The following is a 380-nucleotide window of genomic DNA, read 5'->3' on the forward strand; positions in this document are numbered from 1 at the left end:
CCATCCTGGACGATCTCCGCCGGCTCGAAGGTCATGTACAGATTGGAATGCCCATAGTCCGGGTCCGTGTCCTGGCCGCCGGGAATGTCGAGTTTGACGTAGAGCTTGAGCGGCGGGGTGAAGGGTTCGGGTTGCTGATGCAGCCGCGTCACCCGGTAGGACAGTTCCCATGGCCCTGTCTGCAGGCGGCCCGGGGCGACGAACAGGGTGGCGCGCTCGGTCAGTTCGACGGGGGCGCTGATGGTGTGTTGATCGACCACGTTGTTGTTGAGCAGCAGCTCGACCTTGTCGCCCAGGTTCTTGTTCGACCAGATCGGGATCTGGACCTTCAGGCCCTGGTCCGGAAAGTTGAGCTGGGCGGCGGCGAGGTTGATGCCCCA

At 63.4% G+C, this 380-nt stretch carries 1 pseudogene; it reads right to left on the bottom strand.

Annotation, left to right across the window (positions count from 1 at the left end):
* Positions 1-380, bottom strand: a pseudogene (locus E3W21_RS31300) (hypothetical protein); the annotation flags it as partial.

It is taken from the genome of Pseudomonas sp. F01002 (assembly GCF_004402115.1).
Classification (GTDB): domain Bacteria; phylum Pseudomonadota; class Gammaproteobacteria; order Pseudomonadales; family Pseudomonadaceae; genus Aquipseudomonas; species Aquipseudomonas frigoris.